At 60.0% G+C, this 22,555-nt stretch carries 21 protein-coding genes; 18 read left to right on the forward strand and 3 right to left on the reverse strand.

Annotated elements, in window-relative coordinates; genetic code table 11:
• The first annotated feature begins 24 nt into the window (after positions 1–24).
• From F9Z44_RS20885 to F9Z44_RS20905, 5 genes are all read left to right on the forward strand, one after another.
• The gene (locus F9Z44_RS20885; protein ID WP_159608894.1) at positions 25–966 is read left to right on the forward strand and encodes an ATPase, T2SS/T4P/T4SS family; all 942 of its coding nucleotides are present in this window, start codon (positions 25–27) and stop codon (positions 964–966) included.
• A 25-nt stretch (positions 967–991) separates the two neighbouring features.
• Positions 992–1,426 carry a type IV pilus biogenesis protein PilM gene (pilM, locus tag F9Z44_RS20890; protein WP_159608895.1) on the forward strand — a complete coding sequence of 145 codons (435 nt, stop codon included), beginning with the start codon at positions 992–994 and terminating at the stop codon, positions 1,424–1,426.
• A gap of 3 nt (positions 1,427–1,429) precedes the next feature.
• Complete coding sequence (locus tag F9Z44_RS20895; protein WP_159608896.1) at positions 1,430–2,485, forward strand: type IV pilus twitching motility protein PilT; 1,056 nt, start codon at positions 1,430–1,432, stop codon at positions 2,483–2,485.
• A gap of 83 nt (positions 2,486–2,568) precedes the next feature.
• Positions 2,569–4,101, forward strand: coding sequence for a shufflon system plasmid conjugative transfer pilus tip adhesin PilV (gene pilV, locus F9Z44_RS20900; protein ID WP_159609085.1), 1,533 nt, complete (start codon positions 2,569–2,571; stop codon positions 4,099–4,101).
• A gap of 154 nt (positions 4,102–4,255) precedes the next feature.
• Positions 4,256–5,011, forward strand: a complete 756-nt coding sequence (locus F9Z44_RS20905) for a YcbK family protein (protein ID WP_159608897.1) — start codon at positions 4,256–4,258, stop codon at positions 5,009–5,011.
• Positions 5,012–5,199: 188 nt separating this feature from the next.
• On the opposite strand, the gene F9Z44_RS20910 is transcribed toward F9Z44_RS20905, so the two are convergent.
• Positions 5,200–5,421, reverse strand: a complete 222-nt coding sequence (locus F9Z44_RS20910) for a hypothetical protein (RefSeq protein ID WP_159608898.1) — start codon at positions 5,419–5,421, stop codon at positions 5,200–5,202.
• 125 nt (positions 5,422–5,546) lie between these two features.
• On the opposite strand from F9Z44_RS20910, the gene F9Z44_RS20915 reads away from it, so the two are divergent.
• Positions 5,547–6,101, forward strand: coding sequence for a hypothetical protein (locus F9Z44_RS20915; protein ID WP_159608899.1), 555 nt, complete (start codon positions 5,547–5,549; stop codon positions 6,099–6,101).
• Positions 6,102–6,172: 71 nt separating this feature from the next.
• On the opposite strand, the gene F9Z44_RS20920 is transcribed toward F9Z44_RS20915, so the two are convergent.
• Positions 6,173–6,955, reverse strand: a complete 783-nt coding sequence (locus F9Z44_RS20920) for a hypothetical protein (RefSeq protein ID WP_159608900.1) — start codon at positions 6,953–6,955, stop codon at positions 6,173–6,175.
• Positions 6,956–7,270: 315 nt separating this feature from the next.
• Here F9Z44_RS20920 and F9Z44_RS20925 point away from each other — a divergent pair, with 315 nt between their 5' ends.
• The 5 genes from F9Z44_RS20925 to F9Z44_RS20945 all read left to right on the forward strand — a co-directional run bounded on the left by F9Z44_RS20925 (position 7,271) and on the right by F9Z44_RS20945 (position 15,019).
• Entirely contained in the window at positions 7,271–7,525 is a 255-nt protein-coding gene (locus F9Z44_RS20925) for a hypothetical protein (RefSeq protein WP_159608901.1), read from the forward strand.
• A complete protein-coding gene (locus tag F9Z44_RS20930; protein WP_159608902.1) occupies positions 7,518–7,901 on the forward strand; it encodes a hypothetical protein in 384 nt (127 codons plus the stop codon). Before F9Z44_RS20925 ends, F9Z44_RS20930 begins: the two co-directional genes overlap by 8 nt.
• Positions 7,901–8,293 carry a hypothetical protein gene (locus tag F9Z44_RS20935; protein ID WP_159608903.1) on the forward strand — a complete coding sequence of 131 codons (393 nt, stop codon included), beginning with the start codon at positions 7,901–7,903 and terminating at the stop codon, positions 8,291–8,293. The genes F9Z44_RS20930 and F9Z44_RS20935 overlap by 1 nt, the downstream gene beginning before the upstream one ends.
• Positions 8,294–8,568: 275 nt before the next feature.
• Complete coding sequence (locus tag F9Z44_RS20940) at positions 8,569–13,728, forward strand: DEAD/DEAH box helicase family protein (RefSeq protein ID WP_159608904.1); 5,160 nt, start codon at positions 8,569–8,571, stop codon at positions 13,726–13,728.
• Between the two features lie 625 nt (positions 13,729–14,353).
• Complete coding sequence (locus F9Z44_RS20945; protein ID WP_159608905.1) at positions 14,354–15,019, forward strand: hypothetical protein; 666 nt, start codon at positions 14,354–14,356, stop codon at positions 15,017–15,019.
• A gap of 229 nt (positions 15,020–15,248) precedes the next feature.
• On the opposite strand, the gene F9Z44_RS20950 is transcribed toward F9Z44_RS20945, so the two are convergent.
• Positions 15,249–15,989, reverse strand: coding sequence for a hypothetical protein (locus tag F9Z44_RS20950; RefSeq protein WP_159608906.1), 741 nt, complete (start codon positions 15,987–15,989; stop codon positions 15,249–15,251).
• A 466-nt stretch (positions 15,990–16,455) separates the two neighbouring features.
• On the opposite strand from F9Z44_RS20950, the gene F9Z44_RS20955 reads away from it, so the two are divergent.
• The 7 genes from F9Z44_RS20955 (at position 16,456) to F9Z44_RS20985 (ending at position 22,431) form a co-directional block, all read left to right on the forward strand.
• Positions 16,456–16,986, forward strand: a complete 531-nt coding sequence (locus tag F9Z44_RS20955) for a hypothetical protein (protein WP_159608907.1) — start codon at positions 16,456–16,458, stop codon at positions 16,984–16,986.
• Between the two features lie 70 nt (positions 16,987–17,056).
• The gene (locus tag F9Z44_RS20960) at positions 17,057–18,382 is read left to right on the forward strand and encodes a hypothetical protein (RefSeq protein ID WP_159608908.1); all 1,326 of its coding nucleotides are present in this window, start codon (positions 17,057–17,059) and stop codon (positions 18,380–18,382) included.
• A gap of 219 nt (positions 18,383–18,601) precedes the next feature.
• Positions 18,602–19,972 carry a replicative DNA helicase gene (dnaB, locus tag F9Z44_RS20965; RefSeq protein ID WP_159609086.1) on the forward strand — a complete coding sequence of 457 codons (1,371 nt, stop codon included), beginning with the start codon at positions 18,602–18,604 and terminating at the stop codon, positions 19,970–19,972.
• A complete protein-coding gene (locus F9Z44_RS20970) occupies positions 19,969–21,126 on the forward strand; it encodes a competence protein CoiA family protein (protein WP_159608909.1) in 1,158 nt (385 codons plus the stop codon). The genes dnaB and F9Z44_RS20970 overlap by 4 nt, the downstream gene beginning before the upstream one ends.
• A gap of 250 nt (positions 21,127–21,376) precedes the next feature.
• Complete coding sequence (locus F9Z44_RS20975) at positions 21,377–21,751, forward strand: hypothetical protein (RefSeq protein ID WP_159608910.1); 375 nt, start codon at positions 21,377–21,379, stop codon at positions 21,749–21,751.
• Between the two features lie 69 nt (positions 21,752–21,820).
• Entirely contained in the window at positions 21,821–22,030 is a 210-nt protein-coding gene (locus F9Z44_RS20980) for a hypothetical protein (protein WP_159608911.1), read from the forward strand.
• Positions 22,031–22,158: 128 nt separating this feature from the next.
• Positions 22,159–22,431 (forward strand): DUF5983 family protein, encoded by a 273-nt coding sequence (locus F9Z44_RS20985; protein WP_159608912.1) that lies wholly within the window; start codon positions 22,159–22,161, stop codon positions 22,429–22,431.
• Positions 22,432–22,555: the final 124 nt, after the last annotated feature.

A 22,555-nucleotide genomic window follows, 5' to 3' on the forward strand; every position in this document is an offset into this window, starting at 1 on the left:
GGCAAATTCAAAGCCAGGAAAGCCATGCTTCAGTCTCTCAAGTTCAAAGACATCTATCTGGGTAGAAGCCGCGCGTTGCTGTCCGGCGTTCCGAACACCAAGGACCCGGTGAGTGCTCCGGTCGGCACTGAGCAAGATTTGGCTGAACTTCGCAGGGAGTGCGAGGCCATTGAAGCGGTGACCTCGCGAGAGGAGTTTCCGGTGCGATGCGGAAACGTTGCCTACCGCGCGTCTGTGATGCAGACGCTGGAAGAGCGGGTGTATGTCTTGCGCCGCATGCCAGAGTCCATCCTCAAGCCAGAAGATTTGAGCATTCACCCGGGCTATGTGGAGAAGTTGACCCGTCCCGGCTTGAGCGGGCTGGTGGTTGTTGCAGGTCCCTTCGGACAGGGAAAGACCACTACTGCCTCTTCAATCGTTGCTGCGCGTCTCTGCAAGTTCGGTGGTGTTGGAGTGACGATCGAAGATCCGCCTGAGATGCCGCTCGAGGGTAATCATGGTGAGGGCGTTTGCTACCAGACGTGGGCAGAACGTGGCGAATTCGGAGAGGCTTGCCGCAAGGCTGCGCGCTGGGCTCCCAGCATTCTCCTTATCGGCGAGATCAGGGAACCAGAAGCAGCAGCAGAAGCGTTGCGTGCGTCCATTAACGGCAGGCTTGTGTTTTGCACTATTCATGCTGACTCCGTCCCGATGGCAATCGAACGGATCTACTCGCTGGCCGTCGGCGCCATAGGGAACCCAGAAGACGCGGCGGGCCTGCTGGCCAACGGCTTGCTCGCTGTGATGCACCAAAGGCTTGAAGGGGAGCCGCGCAAGCCGAAACTGGAGTTCCTCTGGCTTGGAGAGCAGGATTGCGTTGGAGTGCGCAACACCATTCGACAGCGTAAGTTCGACCAGGTCGGTAATGAAGTGAAAGCGCAGCTCAATCGCACTCTCGTGCACCTGCCCGCATCAGCGAAGGTCTAACGTGGTCCCTATCTGGATTGCAGCAGTGTTTCTGGCGTTGGTGACTTACTACGTCGGCCAGGACATCCCCCGCAAAGAGGCTGTGAGCGTCGCGGCAATGGCGGATGTCTCTGCTACCAACTTCCTCGCCTACCGCCAGGCGGTCAGGAACTACATAACCGCTAACCCCGGTGCAACTGGAACGATCGACGATGCATCGTTGGTCCCGCACTGGTTGCCGGGCTATATACGCCGCGCTGAGTGGACCAATCTCATAACCGGTGGAACTCTCTACATCTACTCTACGACTGTCCTAAGCCCAGGGACAGTGGGAAGCATCTCGCAAAAAACAGCGGAGTCGATTTTGGTCGGCACCAAGAATCCTACAACTGGTCGGTTGCAAACGGCCACAGGTAACGACACCGGTATCAACCTCCCTGCTGCCATCGCTGGCGGCGCCCTTGTAATGATGGGTCTTTGAGAAATGCATATTCAAAACACGCTCGAACGGCTGCTCGAATCAGATCGGGTGTTCACTGACATCATGCTGGAGCAGGACGCTCCCTTGATGTTGAAGACGCCTCGGGGCTGGGTCGCTGCAGGGATTGACTTCATCCCCACGGTGAGTCACATCAATGAGTTCATGGAGCAGCTGGACACCAACTGGGAATCCAAGATCGTTCACGCAGAGGTCAACCGCCCCTTCGTGATCAATGAACGCCGCCTACGCGTCAACGCCTACCTTGCCAATGCGGGTGAGAAGCGCATGCTCTCGATTCGCAAGATTCCAACAAAAACACCAGACATCCAGTCCAGCGGCCTGCCATCGGGCCTGCGCATTATTCTGGATCATCCGTCTGGCTTGGTACTTATCTCCGGGCCCACGGGTTCGGGCAAGACGACTTCGATGGCCGCAATGGTTGACTCGATCAACTCAATGCGCCCCGCGCACGTGATCACCATTGAGGATCCTATCGAATACAAGTTCGAGCGGAAGAAGGCGGTTTTTTCGCAACGCGAGGTTGGGTCGGACTGCGATTCATTCCTCGACGGCGTTCGTGCGTCCATGCGGCAACGACCAGACGTCATTGTGATTGGCGAGATTCGTGATCGCGAAACTGCAGAGCAAGCTTTGATCGCCGGTGAATCAGGGCACCTCGTGATTGGAACGCTTCATGCGAGCTCCGGCGTTGGCACCATCAACAAAATGCTCTCGTTCTTCAAGGACAACGAGCGGGAAGGCCGACTCCAGTCGCTGGCCACATGTCTTTTGGCGGTGATCAATCAGACTTTGATTCCCAAGAAAGGCGGCGACGGCTACGCCCTGGCGGTGGACTTCATGGCAAACCACAAGCGCGAATATTCGAAGCTTCTGGGTTCGCCAGAACAGCTGCAGAACAAGCTTGACCGCGGAGATGACGTTTCGGTCAGCCTCGGTGCCTCCGCTTTGCGACTCATCCAGGAAGGTGTCGTCACCAAGGCAGACGCAGTGAAGGCAGTCATGGCCAACGCGGCAGCTTATGAGGCCGTTCGGGCCTGAGCGCACGTAGTCCTACAACCCATGCGTGATGGTTTCCCTCCACTACGCGCAGGATCCTCAATACAGAGTTGGAAGCAGACATCATGAAACTGATTCACAAGCGCGGTTCGATTCTTCGCGCAACACACCAGCGCGGTTTGACCCTTATCGAACTACTTCTGGCTCTCGGAATTTTGGGTAGTGTGATCGCTGGTGTTACCCAGCTTGTCCAATCAGCGGGCGATGATGCAAAGCTGTCTGTGACTGCCTTGCACACGAAGACTGTCGGCGACGCCGCAGCTCAATACATCAGGGACAACCACGCTGCTGTCCTTGCGGCGGCCACTGCATCTACGCCGGCGCTGATTCGGGTATCCGATCTCATCACAGCGGGCAACCTTACAGCAGGCTTTTCTTCAACAAACCCAGCTGCGCAGGCGACGTGCGTACTGGTTCTTGAGACCGCTGTCGGACGCCTGTCCGGCCTTGTAATCACCGAGGGCGGAAACGCATTCGACGATCTCAGTCTGGGGCAGGTTGCAGCGACCATTGGAGGCTCCGGGGGTGGTCTTTACTCCACCGCACCCACGACCGCACGTGGAGCAATGGGCAACTACAGTTTTGCGGTGGGCGCATTTGGCAACCCGAACCATTTGGGGCAGCGGTGCGACGGAACCGCTGGCAACATCACTGTGGCCGCTGGGCATCCAGTTATGGCACTCTGGTTTGAAGATGGCGCGGCACAGGCAGCGACGTTGTATCGCGATCCCGTCTCTGGAGCACCAAGCCTCAACACAATGAACACTCCCATCCTTATGGGCGCGGCCACGATCCAGGCTGCGGGATCGGCGTGTGCAACAAATGGCGCGATCGGGCGCGATGCTTCCGGTGCAGTCCTCGCATGCGAGAGCGCTGTATGGAAGAAGGGCGGTAGCGCATTCTGGGAAGACCCAGTTGCTACGGCCGCCGGGCTCCCCCTGTGCAACGCGGCCTCCGTCAATCAGACGCGAGTAGTTCAGACCCCCAGTATCGGTGTTGGGCCCCGAGCGTTCACCTGCAATGGTGCTGGATCATGGCTTCCATTGGGTGTCGATGATGCTGGCAATCTTGCCGTGGCGGGCACCGCCACCATGGGTGGGCTCATGCTGACCACAATCAACGTTGAAAACACGGCGTGCCCAGCTAATGGCCGTGTCTCCCGCAACGCTGCAGGCGCCACGTTGGAGTGCGATTCTGGCGGTTGGAGACGCAGCGTAAAAACGAGCGGTGACACGATGACCGGGACGCTCAACGTCAACAACGACACGTGGGGCCTGATCATGCGGAGCGCTGCAGGTGCCGACAACAATACTCCTCAAACGGCGACCTCGTCGGCCTACGTGAACGACATCTACCTGCGGTCCATTGGGCGGTGGGCCAGCACGCTTGGGGCTGCTGATCTTGCGCCCAACATGTACCAGGCTTGGGCCTATGGCGGATACAACTGGTACAACTATCCAGGTTGTGCAGCAGGCTACACAGCGGTGTACAAGTCTCACGACTCGGGTTGGGACAACCCTTCGCAGGGCGGCAGCAGTGCCGTGGTGTGGAAAACACTCTGCGCCCGTGGCGTTGGAACTACCGCACCCAATATTTGACACCTGCTCACGGTATGTTGCGCGGCCAATGGTGAGGCTTTGAGGTGAAACCGGGTTGTTGGCGGGGTCGACGTGACGCACGAACCCGCCAAACTTCTCCCATGAACCGGATCACCTCCACACCCGCGCCCAGCTATGCCCCGGGAAAAGCACAATGAAACGCCAAACCGCCATGTTTGGTGCTCCTGAGGTGCAATCTGAAAGTCGGCTGATCCTCCCCGAAGGCAGCGCCGGGAAGAGCCCATCCAGGCGCCGCATGCTTCGAACGCTTCTTGCAGCGGGTGGCCTGGCTGCAGGGGGGCTTGCTGCTCCCTCCATCGTCCTCGCAAGATCAGTGCAGCCACCAGTCGGTGCGCCGCAGCCAAACAGCGCGGCGGACTTTTGGACAGCTCCCCGGTGGGTCTGGCTCACGAGGCCTGCAACGGGAGAGCAAATACGCCAGGTCTATTGGCGCGACGGCTATCTGATCCAAGCCGGCTATGAAGCCGTCTCGTGGTTCATGAGGGATGTCCGGTTTGATCGCATGCTCAAGGCGAAGGACCGGCGAATATCCAGTGCGCTGGATGCAGGTCGCATCAAGCCTGAGCATCTCACGCCGTGGATGCTCATGGACCCAGTAATCCTGGACATTCTCTACGCGTACTGTGCGTGGCTGCAGGGCTTCGGCATCAATCAGCCGGTCGTTCTCACATCGGCACTCCGGCACATGCTGACGAATGCAATGACGGAAGGTGCGGCACGCGACAGCTGGCACGTCAAAGGTGGCGCTGCCGACATCGTTATCCCGAGTGTCCCAACGGCGATCGCAGCGGCCTTTGGCAAGTGGCTCTCGGGCGGCGGTGTGGGGCTCTACGCCAGCAAGAACTTTGTTCACCTCGACCGTGGCCGCGTTCGAGCCTGGGCAAGCTGATTCGTTGGCCAGACGCAAGCCGGGAGTCAACGCTTTTTGAGCAAGCGCATCTCTGGTTCGCGCACACCATGAGCGCGGCTCCACGGTGACCAGTTTGGGTTGATGTCAAACCCGCTCCAGCCTATACTCGATTCCGATTCGCTCAACTGAGCTTTCGTGTGCCTTGTGCACGCTTTCACCCATGCGGGCTACACCCGCAGGGGGGTAGTCCATAACCGGAAACAGTTATGACCATCCTCCTCACAATCGTCGCCTTCTTCGCTTTTGTTGCATTCATTGTCCAGCGCAACAGCAAGGCACATGCAGAACATTCCGCTCACAACGGAAGTCCAGACTTCGATCATCACGATGACGATGTCCACCAGCACCAGCACCAGCACCAGCACCAGCACCAGCACCAGCACCAGCACCAGTACTACGCCGACGACGACGTTTGAACGCGTGCGACAGTAGGTTCTTTCACTCTTTCAACCCTGCAGGGAATTCCTCCCTGCAAGGGGGGATTCCCCTTCTTTTTTCCATCGAAGGCAATCCCATGAAAACCGTTCTGTTCCAAAACTTCCTGCAACTTCCCCGCGCCTTCAAGGCAGTGGTGTTCGCAGAAATCTTCTCTGTCCTCGTCTTGGCCATGACCTTGATGCAACCAGCTCCGGCTGCTGCTCAGTCCGGCAACGTGTACGGGACCAACCAGGCGCAGAAGTACTCCTCTACAGAGGATGCTCTTGTCGTTCAGGTGACCTTGCGGCAGGTCGAGACGAGCTACCAGGCCCGCACCATCGGCGCTGCTGCTGGTGCTGGCCTTGGGGCTCTGATCGGACGCAGTGCCGCCAACAACACCACAGCCACCTCATTGGGTGCTCTTGTGGGTGGATTGTTGGGCGACCGTGCGGCTGCCATGACCTTGGGGGCCCAGGCCCAGGAGATCGTGCTCCAGGTGTTCACACCCGGTAAGCAGCCGCGTATCGTCACGATCGTCCAGCCTGCACCGTTTGACCGTATCGTCGCTGGCGAGTCGGTCTACCTGATCAATACCGCAGGTGCTCTGCGCGTGGTCAGGAAACTGTCGATGCCCGTCGCGTACTACCGCTGATGAGCAGACAAAAAAAGCCCGGTGTCCTCTCAAGGACCCGGGCCTTTTTTTTTTTGGTCTCCTGGAGTGCGCTAGTTCATGCCTTCGAGGCTGCGGTTTGCCTCATCCGCCGGTGTGTAGATCTCCAGCGTCACCTTGCGCCTCTTGCCGCGCGCGAGCGTGATCGCCTTGTCATGCTTCTTGGCCCTCTTCTCCTCAAAGATCACCACCTGGTCCGCATAGTCGATCAGGCTCTCCTGCAGCGGCCGACTGTTCCGCGTCTCGGGCTTGCCCATGTAGGCCACCGGTACGAAGCGGCTCAGGCACCAGTCATGGAGCCGCCATGGCGTCTTGGCGTTGCAGCTCGACACGAGGGTCCACGTGGGCAGGGGTGAAACAAGCTTGGCTACTGCCTTGCCGACTATGGCCTCGGGCGCCGTATCTGCACCGATGAAGGTAACGAAGGCGCCGGTGCGCCACGTTTCAAACCGCTCAAGACAGGCATCGATGAAGCGCTCGGGCAGGGCGAGATCGCCAAGTCCAGCTTTGATGTCAGAGAGCTCAGCGCTCATGAGGTTGAGGTCACTTCGCTGCAGTGCCAGCATGCCCAGACCAGAAATGAGAATCGAAGGCCGAACCATGTTCCAGTCCGAACGCCAGGCGTCCTTGCGCAGCCGCGAATAGCGCTTTGCTTCCTTGAAGGTCGGCGAGTGCAGGATGTAGTCGCGGTGTGTCGGGTGCAGGGGCATGAATTTGGCGGATTCATACCAGTGCAACAGCGACGCGTACACATGCTGAACTCTGGGTTCGCCCTCCCCAGCTGGCACCCATGGACCAAAAAAGGAAGTTTTCAGGAGTTCGTCGGCTAGGTTCATACCTGCCAATCTACGTGCAAATCGACGGTGATTTGCTCGGGCTACGATGCCTTTCCCATGCATTGGCCACGGCTGCCACAAAAGTGGCCCGGATGCTTTGACCGAACGCACGGGCGCCCCTATCATCACGACTGTTCGGCATCCTTTGCCATCGCTGTTCTCGTGACAGCCTTCAACACCTGACCTGCCTCGCAAGGCGCAAGAGCTACACGCTTTTGTTTTCGGTCATCCCTTTCGCACCATCTTCATCACCTGCACTGCAGTCGTGCGTGGGTTGGCGCGTGTTCGGCGGCGTTCCGCCGCCTGGAAATTTTCATGAACTACAAAAACTTGTACAGCAAAGCTGTGACGGCGCACGCCATGGGCGAGTCGCTTGTCCTCGAAGGGGGAGACACTTCTGTCGCGGTCTTCCCCTGTGGAGGACTGCAGCTTCAGATCCTGCCCTTGGTTCCCAAGGGTCAGGGTCGAGTCATCTGTGAGGATGATTTTGAACAGTTCGCAGCTGTGAAGTGGGAAATCCATCCCAACTTCCGCGCGCTGATGAACACACTGGGAGAACAACGTGGTTAAAAACTACTTTGCCATCGAAAAACCCAGGAAGATCCAGATCGCGATCCCAGGCTACGACTGTGGCGCCGTCCTGAAAGATCAGGAGCGGCGTCGCAAGGAACGCTCTGTGCGTGAGATGAAGGCCAAGCAGCGTCACGCTGCCCAGTCAAACTCACCTGCAGCGGTCCAATTGCCACCCGTGGTCACCAAGAACGAGGTGCCTCAAGTGGTGCCGGCCCAAGTGGTTGCTCCAGCGATGGCGCAGTCACCTGCAGACGAAGTGCTGGATGAGGAAATCATGAGCTTGAATGCGGCCGCCTCCAGTGCGGTCGACGAACAGGCTTTCGGTGAACTCATGGACGCGTTCGGTTGCGATCCTTCGAATGGAGGCGCGTGATGCGAATTGCCCACTTCAACCATTTCGTCAACGTTGCTGACAAGCCCAAGAGCATCGAAGAACAACTGCGATGTGGCGAGCTCATTGATGTCACTGCCTATGCCGGGAAGTTCCTCGGTGCACGGCGGGTCTTCATCGATTCGCGCGTCCATGAGCGATTCGTTGAGTGGAGCAGTGCAGCGGTACGCCGCCACGCTGTTCACCGCGAGGCTCAGCATCGGCTGGCCAGCTTGCTCGAAGCCAGCGCCTACGCGGCGCAGGTCAACGGCGGCAGCAGCTTTGTTGCCCGCGCGATCGACACGGAAGGCCCGGAAAGAGTGTGTACACGCCACATCTTCCAGCTGAGAAACGTCGAGTGCGGGGCACGCCCAGCCTGGCTCATCACGATCTGATCAACCTACCTTCAACCTGAACCGAAGGCCCCTGTGAAAGCAGGGGTCTTTTCCCAGGGCATGCGCACAGCGTGTCACTGCGGAAAGACGGCAGACCTCTCCGGGGTGCTGCCGCTTTCGTCATTCGCATGAGCACCCTCGGGGCTCCGAATGTCGGCCTGCGCTTTAACGCACAGGTCGACCGTTAACAACTCTTTTCAACCTTCGCGGGAATGCAAGCCACTCCCGCAAGGGAGAGGTGTGTTTCCCGCTTTTCCTTTCAAACGGAGAAACACATGGCAGCTTCTGCTCAACGCAACTCCCACAACAGCGAAAGCAACGTGTGGATGGGTGGCCTCACATTGGACGACTTCGAGATCCCCTCGAAGAAGACCCCAATCGCAGTGGTCTCCTCCGTCATCACTCAGGTGGTGTTCGACATGGCTGACGCCAGGTCGAATGCTCCGGAGGAAGACGGAAAAATCGAACTGCTCGACAGCTCGTTCGCACCCGAAGACGATGCCCTGGGCACTGTCCTCGACCAGGTGTTGAACGGCTGGGGCACGGAGAGCAACGATCTGGACTTTCAGGACCGCAGGGCCCTGTGGCCCTTGACGGTTTCTGACGACTATCGCCCCTCGGCCTCGGCCGAGCAGCGCGCCAGGGACAACATCAGCGCAATCAGGCTGGTCAAGAGCTTGTCGCAAGACAAGCGCAAGATCAGTGTGGACGAAATGGTGCAGCTGCTGAAGTTCAGCGGGTGGGGTGGAACCGCAAGGATCTTCTCGCCCGATGGCTCCACGCCGCACGCATTCTCCGCACTGCGCGACGAGCTCAAGTCGGTCACAACCGATGACGAGTACGCCGCCATGCTGAGTTCAGTGAACTCCGCGTTTTTCACAGACCCGCACCTGGTGCAGGTCCTGTGGAAGATCGTGGCCAAGCTGGGCTTTGAAGGCGGACGCGTGCTGGAACCCTCAGCCGGCGTTGGTCACATCATCGCTGGTATGCCGCAGGAAATGGCGGCAAAGAGCGATATCACTGCGGTCGAACTCGATCAGGTGAGTGCAGCAATGCTCGAGGCAAGTTTCGCGCCCTACGGACTGCAGGTTCACGCCTGCGGACTGGAGAAGGCGAAGCTGCCCTCGGCGTTCTTCGATTTAGTCATCGGCAACGTGCCGTTTGGCAAGTACAAGTCGATGGACACAAGCAAGGCGCCCTACGCAGACTGGAGCATCCACAACTACTTCCTTGGAAAGTCGGTGGATCTGGTTCGCCCAGGGGGCCTCATGGTGCTCATCACAACGAAGTCAACGCTGGACAGCGAAAAGGACGCGCATCGTGAGTGGATCTCGGCTCACGCCGAACTGCTGGGTGCGTTCCGCCTGCCAACCATGGCGTTCGAATCGTTTGCTCATACGCAAGCGGTCACCGACATCCTGGTGTTCAAGCGTCGTGAGACGCCGGACTATCAGGCATCACCGATTTGGCGTGACACGTTCGATGCAAAGCAGGAGCTGTTCAAAGCGAACGAACCTGCGAGCAAGAGCGTCTACAACCGCCACGCTGGCCGCTCCACGCAAGTGGGCAGCAAGATCAACGGCTACTACCTCCGACACCCCGATCACATCGTGGGCAAGCTGGCGTGGCAATCGGGTCAGTATGGCGAGAAGGCCGTTCCAGTCTTCGACGGCAACGTTGAGGAAATGGGCGAAATGCTCAGCCATCTGGTGGAAACCAAGATTCCGAAAGGGGTCTACCAAGCACGTGCAGACGCCGGCGTGCCCAACCTCGTGAGCGCGATGACGCGTTACGCGAACATCACCCAGGTCACACCGGGGTCGTTCGTTTTGCGTGACAACCGCATCTGCGTGAGCGAGGGTGAAGAACTGCTCGATTTGGATGGTCTGTACTCCGGCACGGCGCGCAAGCGCATGCTGGGCATGATCGACATCCGGGACGCCGCGCTTGCGGTGATCAGTTTCCAGGCTGGCTCGGACGATGACGAACAGTTGGCAGTGTTGCAGAAGCGTCTTGGGGCGACCTATGACGCGTACGTGGCCCAGATGGGGTTCCTGAGCACCACGGCCAACAGCCGTGTGATGCGGGGTGACCCCAACTGGCCGCTGATGCTCGCGCTGGAGATCTGGGACGATGAGAGTGCCAAGGCCGAGAAGGCTGACATTTTCACGAGACGCACTGTTGGCCAACCGGTGCTGCCTGAAAGGGTGGACACCGCGAAGGATGCGATGCTGATCAGTCTGGCCCTCTACGGTCAGATCGTCCTCAAAGACATGGCGCTTCGCACCGGTAAGCCGGTGATGGAAGTGGTCAAGGAGATGAACAACACCGGCATCGCGTTTCGCGACCCGGTGCTCGCACGTTGGGTGCCTGCAGATGAGTACCTGTCTGGCCACATTCGCGAAAAGATCGGTGAGGCGAGAGCCGCCGGTCCTGCGTACGAGGAAAACATCAAGGCGTTGACCGAAGTACTGCCCGCCGATCTCGGCCCAGCAGAAGTCGAAGCGCGCTTGGGGGCACCGTGGATTCCAGTCGAGGTGGTGAAGCAATTCGCCACCGAGCTTGTGAATGACACACGGGCCACGCTGACGGTCACCTTTGACGCCACCACGGCAACGTGGAGTGTCAAGTCGACCAGCTACAACCTGGAGTACGTGGGCGACCACACGCTGCAGAAAACGAAGTGGGGCACCGACAAGCGCTGCGCGCTGGTGCTGGTGGAAGCTGCTCTCAACCAGCAGCCGCCCACGGTCAACATGACCATCAACGGCACCGTGATGGTGGACCCGCAAGCAACGCTGAATGCACGTGAGAAGTGGCAAGCCATTCGCGACCAGTTCCGTAACTGGATCTACCGTGATGACGCGCGCCGCGATGCACTGCTTCGCTTGTACAACGATGAGTTCAACCAGGTTGTTCCGCGCAAGTTCGATGGCTCGCACCTTCACCTCCCCGGGATGAGTGCTGCCGTGGTCCCGTACCCTCACCAGAAGGACGCGATCTGGCGCATCGTGGTCAATGGCAACACCCTGCTGGCGCATTGCGTCGGCGCGGGCAAAACCATCACGATGATCGCCGCAGGCATGGAGCTGCGTCGGCTTGGCAAAGCACGCAAGCCGCTGCACGTCGTGCAGAACTCGACGTTGGAGCAGTACTGCGCTGAAGCGGTTCGTCTGTACCCACAGGCGAAGGTGCTGATGGCAACGAAAGATGACCTCGCGGGCGACAAACGTCGCACGTTCGTGGCCAAAGTGGCAACAGGAGATTGGGACGCTGTCGTGATGACGCAATCCAGTTTCGAACGCCTGATGCTCAGCCCTGAGCGCCAGGAAACGTTCATCGATCAGATGTTGAGTGAGGCTCGCGTTTCACTTATGCTGACGCAGGATTCAGGCGCAAAACGTTCCATCAAGGAGCTGGAGCGCAGGATGAAAGACTATGAGGCCAAGCTTCAGCGTGTGGTGGAAAACGGCAAGGCCGATGACACTGCAATCTGGTTTGACGACCTCGGCGTGGACCAAGTCTTCATTGATGAGAGTCACGCGTACAAAAACCTCGGAAGAGTCAGCAAGATGCCCCGCATGGCGGGTTTGCCGAACGTGGCGAGCCAGCGTGCATTCGATGTCTTCATGAAAACGCGAGTGATCATGGAGATGCGTGGAGGCAAGGAAGAGGGAGTAGTGATGGCCACGGCCACGCCAATCTCCAACAGCCTGGCCGAGTTCCACACGATGCAGGTGTACTTGCAGCCCAAGACGCTCAAACGCTACGGCATCTACGAGTTCGACGCCTGGAGCGCAAGCTTCGGGGAGAGCGTCACCGGCATTGAACTGGCTCCCGATGGAAGCGGGTTCCGAACAGCAACTCGTTACTCAAGGTTTGTCAACCTTCCGGAACTCATGGCCATCTTCAAGGGGGTGGCTGATGTGAAAACGAAGGCGATGCTGAAACTGCCGACTCCCGAAATCATGGGTGGACGTCCGCAGGTGTGTTCGGCTCAGCCAAGCGAGGTACTGAAGGAGATCATCGGTTCGTTGGTCAAGCGTGCAGACGCCATCCGCGAGCGACGTGTGAAGCCTGAAGAAGACAACATGCTGGCCGTGACCAACGATGGTCGACGTGCAGCACTGGACGTGAGGATGGTCGCCCCTGGCCTCCCATTCGACCCCAACGGTAAGCTGGCCAAGGTCGCTGAAAACGTGCATCGCATCTGGCAAGAAGGTGCAGCGCGGCGTCTGACGCAACTGGTGTTCAGTGATCTGGGCACGCCCGGTGGTTCGGGGTTCTCGGTGTACGAAGAGGTCAAGCGCCTTCTCGTGCTCAAGGGAATTCCAGCAAACGAGATCGAGTTCATTCAGAGCCACAGCAGCGACACCGCGAAAGCGAAGTTGTTCAAGCGGGTTCGGGAAGGTTCGGTCCGCGTCTTGCTGGGCTCCACGGCCATGATGGGTACAGGCACAAACGTGCAAACGCTACTCAAAGCTTCGCATCAGATAGACGCCCCATGGCGGCCGTCGGATGTTGAGCAGCGAGACGGTCGCGCAGACCGCCAAGGCAACACATGCGAGAGCATCGAGTTGTGGCGCTACGTGACAGAAGGATCGTTCGACGCGTACAGCTGGAATCTGCTGGACGTGAAGGCGCGATTTATCGACCAGGTGATGACGGCGGAAGCCGGTCTGCGCTCGGTGGAAGACATCTCGATGACGGCTCTGTCGTACGCCGAGATCAAGGCGATCGCCTCCGGCAACCCACTCGTGCTCGAAAAGGCTACGGTGGACGCCACGGTGCAAAAACTCGCTTTGAAGTTGGACCACTACGAGCAGGATCGCTGGCGCATGGGCCGTCGCAAGACGGAACTGCAAAAGCGCCTGGACTACATCGAGAAATCGATGGACAAGTTCGATGCGGTGGGCAAGGAAGCGAGCGGTCTCACAACCGCTGTGCGCTTCACGCCTTGCACGTCGACGGCATCTGCAGCGATGGCCACGGAAGTAGACAACTGCCAAGCCTTGGGATCCGCCATCAAAGCGGTGAGCAAGGTGTTGGTCGGCACCAGAACGATCGCGACCTGCGGGTCGTTCGAGCTGGAGATTGACAAGTACCTCGGTACTTCTGATCTGGTGGTTGTTGACACCGTGACGGGCACGCGAGTGTCTGTTCGCCGTCCGAACCTGCATGACCACGCTGGTGTGGGTGCATCGGTGTACGAATCTGTCAAAGGCTTCGCGAGCCTGCCGGCGAGCATGCGCGAGGAATTCGGTCGCAAGACTGAAGAAATCGCGGGTATCACCGCCATGCTGACGCAGGACTTCGAGTTCGGCGAGCAGCTGCAGGCGGCGCGCACGCGGCAACGCGAGATCGAGGCAGCCCTCGATCTGGACAAGGCCACCGAAGGCTCCCAGGCAATGGGTGCTCAGGCCGAAGCCAACTAAAACGGAGAGCCCTCCCAGTCTCAAGACTGGGGGGGCTTTTTCTTTGCCTGTCGTTTGTTGAGTGCACCTGCATCGGGTCGTGCCACTGGCAGTGATCGGGGTCTACCACAACACTTGCGATGACCAACATTTGGGGCCACGGCTGCCTAGATTTCCGGCATTCTGTTCAAACCCGCATCACGCTTGAGGTTCCGCGCAGGTTGGCCCACCTCACGGGCACGTTATCCCAGCTCTCTGTGGATAACTATTTTGTTGCCGGATGTGTTGCGGTCGACATTGAGCCACACCAGCCGAACAAATCCTTGGCGCAGGGGGCGGTTGTGTGCTGCGTATGACCGGGCCGGGCCCACCCGAGCCGACGGCGACAAGTGGCCCAGATGGGCGGACAGTTGCGCGATGCTGGGCTACATTCAAACCCGACCTCTGCCCTCAAGGCATGCCTGTCGGCCCCGTGCTGACGTTTACCTACGACTTCGCCCCCTCTTTTGCGGGTCGAGGTCAAGACCACTTTCCTGTTTCGCCGGCGTCGAGTCGGCAAGCAGCGGTCCATTCTTCCAACCCGCGCCGGGGCACAGCCTGCCCCGACCGGGTGCGCTGCCGCCTCTGTGCATCTCTTCAGATGAGCATGAACAAAGAACAGCAGATCCACACCTACGCCAATGACCTGATGGTCGGGCGAAGCAGCCTGGCCAAGTCGCTCGGGCAACTCAACCGCTGGTGTCTCACTGGGCGCTGGGCGCCTGACGTGCAAGCGCAGCAGATCCAGGCGGTGCAGACCATTTTCCAGAACCGCGACGTTGGCCATCTGCTGATGGCGGCCCACGGAAAGACGCGTTGGCCCGCCTTCTTCGGACAGTCGCCCTACGGCGAAGTCTTCGCCTTGCTGAATCTGGCGATGGCCGGTCTCAGCTACCGGCGTGAGCACAACCAGGTCGAACGCACGCTTCACGAGGCAATGTTCGCCCACGTCGCGCCCGCGGCCGCACTCGCGCGCGCAGCACTGAACGACAAAGGCCGCGCCAATCGCTACCCGCGTCTGCTGGACGGCATGCGTGAAGTGGCCATCTTGTCGCACACCGAGGCCGACGCAGCGCTGCGTATTCTGTTGCGCATGCATCCTGATGACCGCAGTTCGGCCGCGCCGTCGTCAGAGGCGGCAGCCCACTTCGGTGGCAACCTCAGGATCGTGCACCAGGTGCTGCTGCGTCGCGAGGTGCAGCGCCAGCGCCGCGCGCGCATGAAGGTCCAAAACGAACAGCGCATGCTGCAGGAGGAACAGGTCGCGGCCTGATCACTTCAACCAAACAACCCCCGGGGCGCGAGCTGCCGGGGGTTTTTTCGTTGTGTCGGCGCTGTGCACGGGCAGATCGAACACGGATCGGTGGCCACCCGCGCGACGCACGGCACTTCCGCTGGATTCAAAGTCACAGATCGGCCAAGCACAAAGACAAAGCCCCCGGGGCCATGGGCGTGGCCAGCGGGGGTGTTCAGGAGGCGGGGGATTGAGAGAAGGGCAGCGATCAGTGCACGGCTGCGTGAGCGGGAATTCGCGAACGGGCGTGGCGCGGCTCCAGCCGATCGCCCATCACGCAGCGTGTCAATCGCAGGCACTCGGCGCGCTTGGCAGCGGTGGCCACGTCCAGGGTGTCGAACGTGCGTCCCATCCAGGTGTAGCGCACGGTCTTGAAGAAGAAACGCCGAACCTTCTTGCGCTCAATGGGAGCGCTCTCGGCGCGCATGAGCAGCTGCAGGCGGCGTGCCTCGAAGTCCACGTGCAGGTCGTGCAGGATGTCGTTGGGGTTGAGGCTCAAGCGGTTGGCCTTGCGCCAGCCCTTGGCGAAAAATTCGTGCTGTCCCATCTCGAAGATGTAGGCGCGCACCGACTCATGCACCAGCGGGTTTTTGGGGTCGATGCGCAGCAACTCGGCCAAGGCGGCGTTTTGCAGAGCGACGTCACCGCAGTGGTAGGCCAGTTGCTCGATGCCGGTGGGGCGGCTGGCCGCGCGCTGGGCCAGGGTGCCGATCAGCGGGATGTCGCTCACACCCTGTAGCGGGGCAGGGCCTGAGGCCACGTCCAGCTCGGACGGAACGACGTCCGCCGGCATGAGATCGCTGGCGAACTGCAGCGAGTCACGGAAGTCGCGCGGCTTCTCGTTGTGCCGGACCACCTTGACCTCGGCACGGGAGCTCGCCGGCGCGGCCGAAGTCTGGCCAGCAAACGAGGCGACCGGGAACAGGGACAGAAGGCTCTTGAGCAGCATGGCGTGATTGGGATGAGTGAGCAGAGGCCGCTCTACGCGACACGATGACCAAATTCTGGCCGCCATCGCAACGAACCTTGCCGCGCCAACGCATGCAACTTCGTTCATTGCCACCTCTTGACACCGGCCTGAACCGAGGTAACTTTAATTACCAACGAAGCGCCTTTCTGCAGCTCCCCCTCTACCCTCCCACACCTATGCGCCGAACCCCCCTTTTGATAAACCTTCTTTCTCCCCTTCATCCCACCTTGCACCATGGCCGAGGCGGTGTCCGAGCTCCGCATCCTCTTCACGCAACGAGAGAAGAGGTCTATCAGGAAGGAGGGGGAGTTCTGGCGAATGCCATACGATTGGTAATTAAAGATAGTGGTCTGCTACCGCTCCTGGTGGTGGAGAGCTTCAGCATTCGCACCGCGCGTGTGCTAGGCAGCCGGCCTTTCTTCCAGTTGCAGCCAGGTTGAGCACCATGTCCATCTACTTCCACCAGTCAACGGCGGGCGGCCTCGGTGAGATTCCACCGGACGCCGACTTTCTGGTTCTGCTCATCACCCGCGAAGAGGTGGAGGCGGGACATGTTGGACGCTGCGTAAGCGATCTCTTGACGCTCAGCACCGACCAGGCGCTGGTGGCGCGCTTCGTCCACGGGGTCTCCTTTTCGGTCCTGGGCTACGAGGACGACCCGCGCCATCTCTACGCCGTCCCTGAGTTCAAGGTGTTCCTGCAGGCCCTGAATCAGCAATGGCCTTACTGGATTCACTTCCTCACGCCCGAACCCGACATGTGGCGCGTGGTGTTGTTGTCTCTCCTGCCCGATGCCAAGTCGGTCGACCTGGGGGATGGACGCAAGGTTCTCGAATACGACCGCTACGCTTTCAAGTTGACGCTGGACCACCTCGTGAATGCCGTGAACAACCTGCACCTGCACATGCGCCTGGACGTAAAGGCCCGCGCCACCATCGTTGACGCGACGTTCAAAGTGATCCAAGCGACCTTCTGAGCCCACTGCCTGCACGCGCCCCCGATAACCATCTCGCCTGATACCCCGACACGACCGAAGCAGATCCACCATGTCCACCAAAGAAACAAAGCCGGCTGCCGGCGAACGCAAACCAAAGCCAGCCGCCACCCTAACGGGCGCCGAAGAGCTTTTCGAAAACTGGTGTGAGAAAGTGCAGCAACGGGAATCGCTCGCCGACGCGACCAAGAATGTCAACAAGGTCATGTGGAGGGCCTATGCCGAGTGGCTCGTCGACCAAGGCATAGCCGGCTGGCCAGCGGCCACGGCGGAGACGATCAACAAGTTCTTGAATGGCGCGGCGCCGGGGAAAAACAGCCGCCGCAATACGCTCAAGGACAACGTGATGTCCAACTTCACCCGCCAGCGTTACTGGCGCATCCTGCGGGGCGTCTACCACCATGCAAGCGGGCAGGGCTGGATCGAGGACAACCCATGCATCGGCATGGATGACGCGGTGCCCCACATTCTCGGCCGCGACCTCCAACCTCAGGTACTGCCCCCGGGCCTGTTGGCGCTGCTGCAAGACCAGCACCTGCTGCGCGCGGTCCACGCGCCCAACCCCGAGCGCCCCGGTGACTGGACGGCCTTGCGCGACCGCGCCGCCATGGCGCTGCTGACCGAGTGCGGGCTCACCACTGCAGAACTGATCGCGCTGCGTGGCAAAGACCTGGCCGTGGGAGAAACCGCGCTGATTCTGGCCATGCAGAACACCCGCAGCGCGCAACGTTCGTTGGGGGGTGACAGGCGAGACCCGCTGGCGACGCTCACGCCTGAGGACAACCCCGCTGGAGCCCGCCACCCCGGGGCACCGGTGCGACTGGACGTGCCAAGTTCAAGCGACACGGTGAGTCGCTCCTTTGAGCTTAGCGACGGTTGCGCCAGTCTCGTGCTGCCGTGGGTAGCGCTGCGCGAGCAGCTGCTGCTGCGCCACGCCGCCAGCTGCAAGAACCTTCGAGATCTCAAGGCATATCTCGCCAAACACGGGCTTGGGGAAGCATTGCTGCCCTCGCGCCAGGGCATGAGCACCGCGACGCCGATGCCAAAAATGGTCCCTGCCACCGTCTACCACCTGGTCAAGCGAACCTTCGCAGGGATTTTCAAAACACCGCAGGGCGCAACACTCAACAAGCGCAAGGAAGGCGTGAAGGTCGCGCAAGGGGCATCCATTGTGCGCAACAGCCTCATCCAGCAGTGGGCCCAAACCCTCGGTGCGGCCGCGGCCATTGAGCGTGCTGGCTTCGAGCGCGCCGATTCATTGCGGGTAGCCGCCTCCCTGCTCGCGCCTGTGGTTGCGCCAGATGAACCGGGCGGTGCCAGCACCGGAGCCAAGGTCAGGCAGGGCCGCCCTCGCGCCGCAGAGCTTGCCAAAAAGTAAGTTTTCAAGCAAAAACCACCAGCGAGATCCACCTTGAGCCAAGACGACTTCGATGATGTGACCGTTCCCTCCATGCGAGATGGGAGCGGGAATCTGTTTTCCGGGCCCGCGCCCACGGCCCGCGAGCCGGGCATTCCTGCTCCTCGCAGGTCGGGTGGAACGTCCTTTGCTGACTCGCACTTTTCTGGTCCATCGGAGCACTACCCACCATTCGATTCGATGGAGCCAGATCCCCAGACCGCCGCGCTGCGACTGCCGCCGCACTCGATCGAGGCCGAGTCCAGCGTGCTGGGCGGCCTGCTGCTGGACAACGCATCGTGGGACAGGGTGGGCGACATGCTGCGCCCAGACGACTTCTACCGGCACGAGCACCGGTCGATTTTTGAGGCGATCATGTCGCTCATCAACGCAAACCGAGCGGCCGACGTGGTGACCACCTACGAGCGCCTGCAGGGCATCGGCAAGAGCGACGCCGCCGGCGGGTTGGCCTACCTCAACTCGCTCGCTCAGTACGTCCCCAGCGCGGCCAACATCCGGCGCTATGCCGAGATCGTGCGTGAGCGTGCCGTCCTGCGCCAGCTGATCGCAGCCAGCGATGACATCGCCACTGCCGCCTTCAACCCCAAGGGTAGGGAGGTGGCCACCATCCTGGACGAAGCCGAGCAGAAGATCTTTCACATCGGCGAGCAGGGCTCCCGCATGAAGGACGGGTTTCAGTCGATGGAGAGCCTGGTGGTGACCCTGCTCGACGATGTTGTCGAGCGCTCAGAAAATCCCCAGGATGTGACGGGGCTGCGCACAGGCTACATCGATCTGGACAGGATGACTTCGGGCCTGCAGGCCGGTGACCTGGTCATCCTTGCCGCGCGCCCGAGCATGGGCAAGACGGCCCTGGCCATCAACATCGCGGAGCACGTCGCTTTGCACGAACGCAAGGCTGTCGCAGTTTTCTCGATGGAGATGGGGGCCTCCCAGCTTGCCGTGCGTATCGTGGGCTCCATCGGACGCATCAACCAATCGAACATGAGGTCCGGCAAACTCACCGACGATGAGTGGCCGCGCCTGACAGAGGCGGTCGAGCAGTTGCGTGGCGTTTCCCTGCACATCGACGAGACGCCGGGGCTGCGCTCTGGCGAGCTTCGCGCGAATGCCCGCCGCTTGGCGCGCCAGTGTGGCGGACTGGGGCTGATCGTCGTGGACTATCTGCAGCTGATGACCGGAAGCACCAGCGAGGGCGACAACCGAGCGGCCGAAATTGGTGAGATTTCGCGCAGCTTGAAGATGCTGGCCAAAGAACTTCATTGCCCGGTGATTGCCCTGTCCCAGCTCAACCGCAGCGTGGAGACCCGCACCGACAAACGCCCCATGATGAGCGACTTGCGCGAGTCGGGCTCCATCGAGCAGGACGCCGACATCATCATGTTCATCTACCGCGATGAGTACTACACCAAAGAAGCGTGCAAGGAACCAGGCGTTGCCGAAATCATCATCGCCAAACAGCGAAATGGACCCACGGGCATCGTCAAACTGTCGTTCATAAATCAGCTTACGAGGTTCGAAAACCTCGCATGGTCGGGGGCTGACGTATGAGCCAGCTTTTCGCAGCGCTGGACGCCCGCGGTGAAATTCGATTTGTGGGGGACGTGCAGCGAGGTGCGGCATGCGCCTGCTTCTGTCCCGATTGTTCCAGCCCGCTGATCGCGCGTCAAGGCACGGAAAAGGAATGGCACTTCGCGCACGAAGGAGGGCAAGAGCGTCCCGAGTGTCTGGTTGGAGCGCAGAACCTCTTGCGCCGCTTTTGCATGGAGCATCTGCAGTACCTTGCACTGAGCGGGCCATTGACCCTGCCGCCATGCCGAATCTTCGCACAACTTACGACCGCCTACTTTCGTGGCCACGAGCCGATTGAAGTCGCCGAACAGTTCATGGGATCGGTTCGTTGGGAAGAACGCCCCGCTCGTGACGCAGCCGCCGGCACCGCGCGACTCACCTCAGGCGTTGAAGTGGTCGTGTTGATTCACACCCATGAGGGCACTCCCTCCCACCTACTGAGCGCGGGGCAGGAGGTCGCCTCCGTTGCCTACTTCCTGCCGCCTCCCGACCCGGCCGCGCGTCGAGACGCAGCGTCGCTAGTCGCCCACATCGAGGGCCACGGCAAATTCCTGTGGCTCCACCATCCTCTGCTCAAACAACTGCACGCGCAGGCCATGGCAAGGCTACAGCAACGGTCAGACGAAGCAATGAAGGAAGCGAACGCACGCCTCAACCACCAGGCAGGCATCACAGCTGCTCAACGCTGGGGCAAAAGTGCCCAAATGTTGCGTGAGCGCATGCACGGCGGTGGACAGGAAGGCAACGAACCTCCTGCGCCGCCGCCGCCCCCACCGTCTTATCCGATGGCACCTGGACACGCGCCATTGGCCAGCTTCCAGTTTTTCGAACTGAAGTCTGGTGATGCGTGGGTGGTGTATCCGATGGACCCGGAGTTCGTGAAGCGAGCTTGCACGCCTGAACTCATCGCGGCATGCGGGCCCGGGGCAAAAATGTACGGTGTCGCTCCCTATCCAGAGCCCTACGAGGGTTGGGATGAAATGCTCCCGCCCAGCGTTGGTCGAAGTGATCTCGAAAACGGCATGTACTGGGTCCCTCAACCGCTGAACGCGGCCATGTTTCTGAGCCCCCGTTCCGCTCGCACTGATTCAAACAGGGACTGGAATTCGTTCCTCGCGAATGATCCCCCATAGTCGCTGGTGCGCCGAGCGGAATACCGCGGTGCTGCTTGAGAGAGCGATGAAAAACGTACAGACAGTTTTCACCACCTAACGCCGACTGGCCTGATTGGGTTGCGCGCCAGGCTCACTTCGCTCATCCTTCACCCACCTCTCGCTTTCGCGAAAGAAGCGTGTCATTGCACGCAATCAACCTTCCTGCTGGGATCACTCCCAACAGGGGTGCTCCTTTCAGGTTTTCAACAAGAAAAAGAAAGGAGTACACATGACCTTTGATATCACTGTCTTGGTCGCTCTCGCGCCTGGTCTGCTCGCTGCATCCATGGTGCTGCTTGTCGCTGTTCCACTGCTATATCGGACAAGGACGGTGCAAGCCGTCCTCGAATCCGTTGTACTGGTAGGTCGGCTACAAGAAATCACGCACGAACTGTCGTGGGTCGGTGCTGGTTTTGCTGCTCTGGTGGGATACACCGAAAAGGACAGCTTCCTGTACCTCGTGACCGTCCTGTGGTTTGCACTGTTTGCCGCGATTTCAACTGCTCTGGCGTATCGCGTTGCGGCACTCCAGAAGCTGGAAACGTCTGCTGCGCAGCGCCTCATGCAGCCCGTCAAGAAACAGCGTCGCCGCAAGACAATCTGAAAAGATAGCCTTGCGGTGCACGGAACACTTGGCGCACCGTAGGGTCCACCCTACAATCAGGACAACACAATGGAAGTCACACAACAGATCATGTCAAACGTTGACGCTTTGAAGATCATCATGCTCCTCGGCATAGTTGCGGCGACGCCGCTTTGCTTTTTGCTGCATCGATCGAACAAGGAGTTGGCGGAGAAGAACCGCCGTTTGGAATCTCTGGATGACGATATCGAACTGGGCACCCAGAACGACATCGAGGACAAAAGAGCGCACGCCGCGTAAGCGCTGCGTTCACGAGCCAGAAGCTCACAACAACAAGCCGCCCCGGGGACAACCTGGGGCGGCTTTTTCTTTACACATGCTGGCCGAAAGGCTTCCTGCCACGTTCCAGCTCACGCACAAAAACCACCATGGAAACTCACCGCATGCTCGCATTGAGCACAGCACATCTTGCGCAAGCAACCCTCGAGAAGGGCGCTGACGCGTTCCAACGACTTTCGGCCTTCGAAAAGGGCGAGTACGGTTGGTTCGTCTACGTACCCGAGCCACAGCTGCTTGAAGAACTCGTGGAGGGTCTGACCGAAGACGTGGCCGCCTGCATCCGCCTTGCGGCAGCGCAGGACATGCAATGGATCATGTTTGACCGCGATGTCGATGTGATCGACCAGCTGGCCAGCCATTGACGCAACACCGGCTCGACACCGGTCCCCATCGGGAAAAGTCGGGAGAAGAAGAGAGAGGCCGCGCGGGTAACTGCAGCGGCCTTTTTTCTTGTCTGCTCCAAGCCCTCACCGGTGGATGGTGGCC

The organism is Hydrogenophaga sp. PBL-H3, assembly GCF_010104355.1.
In the GTDB taxonomy this organism is placed as follows: domain Bacteria; phylum Pseudomonadota; class Gammaproteobacteria; order Burkholderiales; family Burkholderiaceae_C; genus Hydrogenophaga.

Excerpts from the sequence above, each read along its gene's own strand:
- F9Z44_RS20885 (WP_159608894.1), top strand. The coding sequence starts at position 25 with ATGCTTCAGTCTCTCAAGTTCAAAGACATCTATCTGGGTAGAAGCCGC.
- F9Z44_RS20895 (WP_159608896.1), top strand. The coding sequence starts at position 1,430 with ATGCATATTCAAAACACGCTCGAACGGCTGCTCGAATCAGATCGGGTG.
- pilV (WP_159609085.1), top strand. The coding sequence starts at position 2,569 with ATGAAACTGATTCACAAGCGCGGTTCGATTCTTCGCGCAACACACCAG.
- F9Z44_RS20905 (WP_159608897.1), top strand. The coding sequence starts at position 4,256 with ATGAAACGCCAAACCGCCATGTTTGGTGCTCCTGAGGTGCAATCTGAA.
- F9Z44_RS20915 (WP_159608899.1), top strand. The coding sequence starts at position 5,547 with ATGAAAACCGTTCTGTTCCAAAACTTCCTGCAACTTCCCCGCGCCTTC.
- F9Z44_RS20920 (WP_159608900.1), bottom strand. The coding sequence starts at position 6,955 with ATGAACCTAGCCGACGAACTCCTGAAAACTTCCTTTTTTGGTCCATGG.
- F9Z44_RS20925 (WP_159608901.1), top strand. The coding sequence starts at position 7,271 with ATGAACTACAAAAACTTGTACAGCAAAGCTGTGACGGCGCACGCCATG.
- F9Z44_RS20935 (WP_159608903.1), top strand. The coding sequence starts at position 7,901 with ATGCGAATTGCCCACTTCAACCATTTCGTCAACGTTGCTGACAAGCCC.
- F9Z44_RS20940 (WP_159608904.1), top strand. The coding sequence starts at position 8,569 with ATGGCAGCTTCTGCTCAACGCAACTCCCACAACAGCGAAAGCAACGTG.
- F9Z44_RS20945 (WP_159608905.1), top strand. The coding sequence starts at position 14,354 with ATGAACAAAGAACAGCAGATCCACACCTACGCCAATGACCTGATGGTC.
- F9Z44_RS20950 (WP_159608906.1), bottom strand. The coding sequence starts at position 15,989 with ATGCTGCTCAAGAGCCTTCTGTCCCTGTTCCCGGTCGCCTCGTTTGCT.
- F9Z44_RS20955 (WP_159608907.1), top strand. The coding sequence starts at position 16,456 with ATGTCCATCTACTTCCACCAGTCAACGGCGGGCGGCCTCGGTGAGATT.
- F9Z44_RS20960 (WP_159608908.1), top strand. The coding sequence starts at position 17,057 with ATGTCCACCAAAGAAACAAAGCCGGCTGCCGGCGAACGCAAACCAAAG.
- dnaB (WP_159609086.1), top strand. The coding sequence starts at position 18,602 with ATGGAGCCAGATCCCCAGACCGCCGCGCTGCGACTGCCGCCGCACTCG.
- F9Z44_RS20970 (WP_159608909.1), top strand. The coding sequence starts at position 19,969 with ATGAGCCAGCTTTTCGCAGCGCTGGACGCCCGCGGTGAAATTCGATTT.
- F9Z44_RS20975 (WP_159608910.1), top strand. The coding sequence starts at position 21,377 with ATGACCTTTGATATCACTGTCTTGGTCGCTCTCGCGCCTGGTCTGCTC.
- F9Z44_RS20980 (WP_159608911.1), top strand. The coding sequence starts at position 21,821 with ATGGAAGTCACACAACAGATCATGTCAAACGTTGACGCTTTGAAGATC.
- F9Z44_RS20985 (WP_159608912.1), top strand. The coding sequence starts at position 22,159 with ATGGAAACTCACCGCATGCTCGCATTGAGCACAGCACATCTTGCGCAA.